Raw genomic sequence first — 7,630 nt, forward strand, 5'->3', positions numbered from 1 at the left:
ATCGTCAGCAGGAAATTTCCGAGATTTCCCGTTCCTTAAAGGCCATGGCCCGTGAGCTGGAAGCGCCGGTGATTGCGCTGTCGCAGCTTTCCCGTGCGGTGGAGGCACGTGCGGATCATCGCCCCATGCTTTCCGATCTGCGTGAGTCGGGAGCCATCGAGCAGGATGCCGACGTGGTTATGTTCATCTATCGTGATGATTATTATAATAAAGATACTGAAAACAAAAACATGGCGGAAATTATCATCGCCAAACAGCGAAACGGCCCGATCGGTACAGTAAATCTGGTATGGATGCCGGAGTACACTCGGTTTGTTAACGCGAAAAAGGACTAAAAAAGGCGAAGAGATTTTCTTGTAAAGTACCTCCTGTATGCTCTATAATGAGTGCAGGAGGTACTTGTATTATGAAAGAAACCAGATACCTGATTTCTGAGACGGCAAAACTGGTTCAGGTAGAACCTCATGTACTGCGCTACTGGGAAGAGGAACTGGGCTTGTCCATCAAACGAAATGAGATGGGACATCGATACTACACCGATAAAGATCTGGAAATATTTCAGAAAATCAAGGAACTGAAAAAAGAGGGTTTGCAGTTAAAGACAATAAAAGAGAAACTTCATGAGAAGGATGAAATTCCGCAAGTGGAAGAACATAGGATATCGGGAGAGGGTATTATAAAACAACAGAAAACAGAGCCGGAATTTCAGGAAGAACAGATTCAGGTAAAGATTGTAACTCCACGGAAATTTTTGACAGAGCAGTCCTTTGAAAAAAAAGAAGAAAAGCAGAAAAGAAGATCTGAACAACCGACAAAAGAAGAACGTTTTCAGGCAATCATGGAACGCCTGATTCACGATATTGAACTGAAGGAGAGGAAAGAAGGACGTTACCGAAGATTGGATGAAGCGATCCGGCGACATCAACAATCCAGAAAAATGGTCGCCGCCACGCAGGAAAATCGCAAAAAGAAAAAATAACGTAACTGTGAAGGGAGCAAACAGTTACTAAATAACATAAAGAAGGAGCTGTACACAGTTTTGTGTACAGCTCCTTCTTCCGCGCGGAAATAATTATATTTAAAATAATAATTATTCTTCAACGATAGCTTCTGTAGGACAGACACCTGCACAGGTACCGCATTCTACACAAGTATCAGCATCGATAACATATTTTCCATCACCTTCGCTGATAGCTTCTACTGGACATTCACCAGCGCATGTTCCACATGCTACACATTCGTCAGAAATTACATATGCCATAATTCAAATCCTCCTTTTCGTATTTACCGATATACTCTCGGCTATATGCTAATTCTAATATAAGTAGTGCAGGATTACAAGTACAAATTTACGTACAATCGCAGGAGTTTGTATGATTTTGGTGTGATACAACAGTTGCCTACGGGAGAAAATGGTATTATAATGTGCGTATCACAGGAAAGGAGATAAACAGAATGAGAAAAATTTCCAAAGATATGATTATTGCCGATCTGGTTACGATCGATCCAAATATCGTAGTAATTTTAATGCGCGCCGGTATGCACTGCATTGGTTGTCCGTCTGCACAGGGAGAGACCCTGGAAGAAGCAGCGATGGTTCATGGACTGGATGTAGATCTGCTGGTAGATCAGATTAATGATTATCTGGCACAATAAAAAATCGTGTAAAGAAAAACGAAACGGCAGGAAGAATTCAGATGTCCTGCCGTTTCGTTTTTTTCCGCATTGCATATCAATAATTGACTCCGTGAACCGATTTCAACTGAAACCTGATTTTGAAAGTTATACATTCAATAATAACAGCTGCTGCAGTGCCTGATCAGCTATCAGAATCTCACCGTGTTCTTTGAAATAGGCTTCTGTTGCAGCGGTGCAGGCTTTGCCGGTACCATATTCGGAGAGCATGTTGCAGACTCTGTTAAAGTCTTCCGGATTCATGCCGGACTGATGCAGGATCAGTACGTAAGTAGTCTCACGGTCTTTATAGAGTGTGTTTGTGCCGGTATACCATCCGTTTAAAGCAAGAGCCGCCCGGATAACGGTGTCCAGACTGGAAAATGTGAAGATACGGGTCAGATCCGGACGGGTCTGAGCAATGTCATTTTCCGCTGCCTCTGTATCAGAGTGCGTTTCTGCAGTATCCGGCTGAATCTTTGTTTTTCTGTCGGAGGAATCTTCGGTTTTATTTTTTTCAGAGGAAGCAACAGGCTTTTTGAGTCGTCCTTCACACAGTTTCTGGAAAAGATCCAGGATGTCGTCTGCACCGGTAACAGCCGGCCCTTCCGTCTGGGAAGGAGCAGTTTCATCGATACCGGCAGCAAACTTGGAAAAACGGGTATCCAGTTCTTCCGGGTCTTCTACTTTTGTGATGATCAGTACGATACTGTCCGGTGTAATCGGAATTGCTTCAATCATTAGTGGAACATTGTCGGCTTCAAAACCAAACTGATCCTGAGCCTGTAGCATCATATCACGAAAAAGATCTTTTGCTTTTTCGGATCCGTAAGCCAGTTCACTTAACTTTAGCTGGCGATCCGCCAGATCTTCGCTGGTCAGTGTGCAGCGGATCTGGGTATCATTAATTTTTTCTATTTTCACAGATATCACATCCTTACTATCAACCATTGTTCTAGAGCGTGTCTGAAAAATCATTTCCACAACTTGCAAGCCCTACTTTGCGGTATATGTTACCCTCATTCGGTTACCGTAGCCCGCTACGCCGCCCTCATTCGGATAAAATCTCCCACAAACTGGGACTCGCAGCTCACGAAAAGCCTTTTTCAGACACGCTCTAGTACACCGTTTTCGAAATAACTGTATCATTCACTTGTCTGCGAATCCAATTGTACAGTTTAAAAAGCCTCAGCGTAGCTAGCTACAAAAAGAGCATATTGAATCATTGTTATTATATACTATATGCAAACCGGATGTAAAGGATTAAAATCTCTGCATTTGTTATTTCACAGTAGTTTCTGCAGGTGATAGAAAAAGATTGCAAACCGTACGGAAGAGGATTTTCGACGAATAAAGACAGAATTCAACAATTTTGAGGAAAATGTGTAATATTTTAATGGTTTTCGGCCTTTTCGTAATATTCTTCTTGCATTATAGGAAAAATCAGGTATAATAAAAACCAGAAGAGGTGGCACGGTTCCTGGAAAGGATGTGAGGCCAGCCACTGTTTTGATAATCTATAAACATTTCAAAAAACGTTTCAACTATTTACAATTTTATTCAATTCATTAGCGTATAATATCGTATTTTCCCCAAAGTGTAAAAATGAATGTAATTAATTTAATTGATGGGACGAGTGTCATCTTTTCGAAAAATAATGGTGCTGTGCACTTAAGAAAGGATCATATATCACAAAAAACATGAAAAAAAATAAGAAGCAAAAGGATGATTTTCGAAAGGAACTGGATGCTTATCAGGCACAGGGGATTCCGTTGTGGCTGGACGGAGAACCCAGCAGTCCGAAGGAAATCTGGAAAGCACATAAGATCGCAGAAGATATTTCCTATATGAGAGATTACGTTCCGGATTCTTACGGACGTCTGCTCCGGCTGGAGTTCGATGCGGTGAAGAAAGAAGATGGTTATACACAGAAATTATAAATGAAAACAGAAAATGTAAAGCAGCAGAGAAACAATAATATCCTATAAGGTTCCCTCCCTTGCATAGAAAAGCTGTTTTGCAAAAAGAAGAAGCCACAGCAGAAAAAATTCAGTTATTCTTGCTGTGGCTTTTTTTGCATTGCATATCATTAATTGGTCCGGTGGACCAATTTTGATTTTTACGCGAGCAACGAGTCAAAGTCAAAGATAAAATATAGAAAAAACAAAAAATATGTCAAAAAAAGATGACGGGAAATCATTCTGTTGTTATAATAAAGGGCAGTAGGAGGTTATCAGAAATGAAGAAAAAAATAACACCGGTTTTTTCGGTGATCATATTGATTTTTTTAGTGATCTGCGCAGGGATCCTTTCTATATTTATTAAAAAATATACTCCGTCCGGAACAATCATAGACGGAAAAGACTATTTTCAGCTCACCGGAGATGATGAGGCGGGGCTGGTGGTGAACCATGAGCTTGAAGATGCAAAAGTAAAAATGATCGACGGAAGGTATTATGTAGAGAATTCTGTCGTTGCTACATATATTAACAGCAGATTTTACTGGGACAGTCAGCAGCAGGTGATGCTGTATACGTTGCCAACGGAAGAATTTCAGATTGTTCCTGAGAGTACGCAGTATGTGACATCAGCAGGGACTCAGATGACGGATTATGTGATACTGAAACAGATTGATGGCGGTGTTTATCTGGATCTTGAATTTGTCAGCCAGTATACGGATATGACGTATACTGCTTTTGAAGATCCGGCTCGTGTGGTGGTTCGAACAAAATGGAATGATCTGCAGCTGGTAACGGCACAGAAAAACAGTGAGATTCGTCAGAAAGGCGGGATTAAGAGTTCTATTGTGGCCAAGGTAGAAAAAGGAGATACGCTGTATCTGCAGGAGGAGCTGGACAATTGGAGCAGAGTTGCTACGGCAGATGGCTACAGTGGATATATAAAAAAAGAAGTACTTTCGGATCCGAAGGATGATAATGAGGAACATGCAAGTACTGTACCGGAATATACCAATATCAGTAAAGATTATAAAATCAATCTTGCGTTTCATCAGGTGACCAGTATGGATGGAAACGCAACATTGGCACAGATGGTGGCAGATGCACAGGGAGTGAACACGATTTCACCAACCTGGTTTTCGGTGACGGATAATAATGGAACAATTTCTTCACTGGCAAGTGCTGATTATGTAAACCAGGCACATGCTATGGGGATGGAGGTCTGGGGACTGATCGATAATTTTAACAGTGAAACGGATAATCTGACATTCCTGTCAAGTACAGCGGCACGTGCCAATATCATTCAGCAACTGATGACACAGGCAGCCTCAGTGGGATTGGATGGAATCAACCTAGATTTTGAATCAATTACAGAAGAACAGGCACCGCATTATATTCAGTTTGTACGAGAACTTTCGATTGCCTGCCGTAATCAGGGAATAGTATTTTCCATTGATGACCCGGTTCCGACTTACAGCAAACATTATGACAGAACAGAACAGGGAATTGTTGCAGACTATGTGATCATTATGGGTTACGATGAACATTATGCAGGGAGCACAGATGCAGGTTCGGTGTCTTCACTTGGATTTGTAAAAGCAGGTATCGAAGATACACTGAAAGAAGTGCCGGCACAGAAAGTGATCAATGCGATTCCATTCTATACAAGAGTCTGGATCCAGCCATTTGGTGCGGGAAATCTGACCAGCGAAGTGTTGGGAATGGATGGAGCTGCAAATTATATCAGTGAACATGGTATGGATACTTACTGGGATGATGAAGCCGGGCAGAATGTAGCGAGTGTAGAAGCTGAGGATGGAATCTATACCATCTGGGTGGAAGATGAACAGTCCATCGGGGAGAAGATGAAACTGATACAGGAGAATCAGCTGGCAGGAGTAGCTGAGTGGAAACTGGGATTTGAGCGGGCATCTGTATGGCCGGTGATCGCACAGTATCTGCAGTAAAATAAAAGGAGTATAGACAAGAAGGGAAAGGGACAAAAAGAGATGGCAGAAGAAAGATTTAAAACGACGTTGATGGGTGGTTTTGATAAAGATGATGTATTGAATCAGGTTCGCGAGATGAAGGACGCAGCATATGCGGAAAAAAGCAAACTGATTAAAGAAAAAAAGGAACAGGCAAAGCAGATTCAGGAACTGAAAAAACAGCTTGCGAAAAAGGACAGTGAAAAAGTAGCAGCACTGCAGAAACAAAAAGAAGCACATAAAGAAGAAATCGCTCATCTGGAAGAACGAATTCAGGAAAAACAGAAACAGAAAGAAAAACTGGAGCGTGAGATCAGCGAAAAATATCAAAAATATATTGACCGCTATGATCTGATCGGTGGACTGGTGCTGGAATCTGAGGAGAAAGCGGAAAAGATTATCAGAGAAGCAAATGAAAAAGCAGAACAGGTACTCAACGATGCAGATCAGCAGGCAGAGACTACAACACAGAATGCAAGAAAAGCAGCAGATCAGATTGTGTCAGAGGCCATTGCTACGAGAGATGAACTGATGGACGAAGCGAAGAAAGAAGCAGAGAAATGCCTGGCAGCCGTACAGGCAGAAGTGGATGCGAAACTGGCTGATGGAAAACGAAAATACATTGCTGTACAGGATGAGATGAATGAAATTGTAGAACTGATCAACCAGGCACAGATTCGTTTTATGGCTTCTTATAAAGAAGTACATAAGATTGTCAGTGCGATGCCGGAAACCATGCGAGAGCTGGAAGATGAAGAGGCATCCAGAAAAAAAGAAGACGAAAGTACAGTTGCTGCACAGAATAATCTGCAGACAGGGGAGTCGGAGTATGAAGAAGATCTCGACGAGGAAGAGGAAGATTTTTCCGAGGAAGAGATGAAACAGATGATGAACCGTCAGGATGAAGAATGAAAAACACAGGACTTGAACCAGACTCCCGGGCATATATTTTAATAAATATGCTCCGGGAGTTTTTATGATGAAAAAGAAAATATGGGAACTGGGAATGACGGTGCTACTTCTGACCGGTGTGTTCTGGCTGGCAAGGACGGGAGCAAGACTTACAGGGGCAGATGCCGGAGCGGGGAATGGTGTGGTATTGATAGACAGTGGTCACGGGGGCAGTGATCCGGGGAAAATAGGGATTCATCAGGAAAAGGAAAAAGATATTAATCTGCAGATTGCAAAACGGCTGAAAAAGCAACTGGAAAAAAACGGGGTAAAGGTCTATATGACGAGAGAAAATGATGTAGATCTTTCGGAAGGAGACGGAGGAAACAGTAAAGTACAGGATCTGAAAAGACGTTGTGAGATGGTTCGGAAGATCCAGCCGGACTGTGTATTAAGTATTCATCAAAACAGCTACCCGGAAGAAGCAATTCATGGGGCACAGGTCTTTTATTATGAGGATTCTTCAGAAGGAAAAAAGCTGGCAGAGATATTACAGAAACATTTGGTGGAAGTGCTGGATAAGGAAAATCACAGACAGGCCAAAGGGAACAGGACTTATTATATGCTGAAAAAGACAGAGGCAACACTGGTGATTGTAGAACCACGTAGTATTATAATGACAAATCAGAGAAAAGCCGTAAATAAAGGATTTTTGAGTGATTTTGTCCTATTAATAAGCTTCAAAATGCCGCCATTTTGGCGGGAAAAAGAGCTGTTTTCATGTGAAAGCAGTGGAAACGAAGTGAAAACATAAATTTTTCACTAATGCTAATGGAATAATAATGGCAAATCGGAAAGGAGGAAAAACTTCATATTGAAAATTTGGTAGGACTGATTAGTAAAGTTTGCTGAAAGGCAGATATTGCTAATAAGTCCTATTTTTGTACCAGAAAATATGTATCTGAAAGAAAAGGAGACGAAAATGAATGTATGTACAGCGGTAGGGGCAATAGACAGCAAAAAAAATCACACAATAACTTTTAAGAGCGAAGCTCACAAAATTTTCTACTTGAAATATTTGCCGGAGTGCAGGTATCAGGATGTGTGCCATAAAGCGTT

9 protein-coding genes and 2 pseudogenes are annotated in these 7,630 nt (G+C 41.6%); 8 read left to right on the forward strand and 3 right to left on the reverse strand.

Annotated features, from left to right (window positions below; all coding sequences use genetic code 11):
• Together MSA64_RS08285 and MSA64_RS08290 are read left to right on the forward strand one after the other, a co-directional pair.
• A partial coding sequence (locus MSA64_RS08285; RefSeq protein WP_287891289.1) for a DnaB-like helicase C-terminal domain-containing protein occupies window positions 1–335 on the forward strand: 335 nt, incomplete at its 5' end.
• A 71-nt stretch (window positions 336–406) separates the two neighbouring features.
• On the forward strand, window positions 407–979 hold the full coding sequence (locus MSA64_RS08290) for a helix-turn-helix domain-containing protein (protein ID WP_287891290.1): 573 nt from the start codon (window positions 407–409) through the stop codon (window positions 977–979).
• A gap of 111 nt (window positions 980–1,090) precedes the next feature.
• On the opposite strand, the gene MSA64_RS08295 is transcribed toward MSA64_RS08290, so the two are convergent.
• Window positions 1,091–1,261: a DUF362 domain-containing protein gene (locus tag MSA64_RS08295; protein WP_022171222.1), complete on the reverse strand. Its 171-nt coding sequence runs from the start codon at window positions 1,259–1,261 to the stop codon at window positions 1,091–1,093.
• 194 nt (window positions 1,262–1,455) lie between these two features.
• Here MSA64_RS08295 and MSA64_RS08300 point away from each other — a divergent pair, with 194 nt between their 5' ends.
• Window positions 1,456–1,656 (forward strand): DUF1858 domain-containing protein, encoded by a 201-nt coding sequence (locus MSA64_RS08300; RefSeq protein ID WP_022171223.1) that lies wholly within the window; start codon window positions 1,456–1,458, stop codon window positions 1,654–1,656.
• 126 nt (window positions 1,657–1,782) lie between these two features.
• On the opposite strand, the gene MSA64_RS08305 is transcribed toward MSA64_RS08300, so the two are convergent.
• Window positions 1,783–2,598 carry an adaptor protein MecA gene (locus MSA64_RS08305; RefSeq protein WP_277664191.1) on the reverse strand — a complete coding sequence of 272 codons (816 nt, stop codon included), beginning with the start codon at window positions 2,596–2,598 and terminating at the stop codon, window positions 1,783–1,785.
• 63 nt (window positions 2,599–2,661) lie between these two features.
• On the opposite strand from MSA64_RS08305, the pseudogene MSA64_RS12200 reads away from it, so the two are divergent.
• Window positions 2,662–2,742: pseudogene (locus MSA64_RS12200) on the forward strand (DUF6783 domain-containing protein); the annotation flags it as partial.
• On the opposite strand, the pseudogene MSA64_RS12205 reads toward MSA64_RS12200, so the two are convergent.
• Window positions 2,725–2,823 (reverse strand): annotated as a pseudogene (locus MSA64_RS12205) (DUF6783 domain-containing protein); the annotation flags it as partial. The pseudogenes MSA64_RS12200 and MSA64_RS12205 overlap by 18 nt on opposite strands.
• 551 nt (window positions 2,824–3,374) lie before the next feature.
• On the opposite strand from MSA64_RS12205, the gene MSA64_RS08310 reads away from it, so the two are divergent.
• From MSA64_RS08310 to MSA64_RS08325, 4 genes are all read left to right on the forward strand, one after another.
• Window positions 3,375–3,614 carry a hypothetical protein gene (locus MSA64_RS08310; protein ID WP_118568048.1) on the forward strand — a complete coding sequence of 80 codons (240 nt, stop codon included), beginning with the start codon at window positions 3,375–3,377 and terminating at the stop codon, window positions 3,612–3,614.
• A 299-nt stretch (window positions 3,615–3,913) separates the two neighbouring features.
• Window positions 3,914–5,599, forward strand: coding sequence for a glycosyl hydrolase family 18 protein (locus MSA64_RS08315; protein WP_277664192.1), 1,686 nt, complete (start codon window positions 3,914–3,916; stop codon window positions 5,597–5,599).
• A gap of 42 nt (window positions 5,600–5,641) precedes the next feature.
• Window positions 5,642–6,532 (forward strand): hypothetical protein, encoded by an 891-nt coding sequence (locus MSA64_RS08320; protein ID WP_154432485.1) that lies wholly within the window; start codon window positions 5,642–5,644, stop codon window positions 6,530–6,532.
• A gap of 64 nt (window positions 6,533–6,596) precedes the next feature.
• Complete coding sequence (locus MSA64_RS08325; RefSeq protein ID WP_287891292.1) at window positions 6,597–7,325, forward strand: N-acetylmuramoyl-L-alanine amidase; 729 nt, start codon at window positions 6,597–6,599, stop codon at window positions 7,323–7,325.
• The last annotated feature ends 305 nt before the right edge of the window (window positions 7,326–7,630 follow it).

It is taken from the genome of Oliverpabstia sp. (genome assembly GCF_022785585.1).
Lineage (GTDB): Bacteria > Bacillota > Clostridia > Lachnospirales > Lachnospiraceae > Oliverpabstia > Oliverpabstia intestinalis.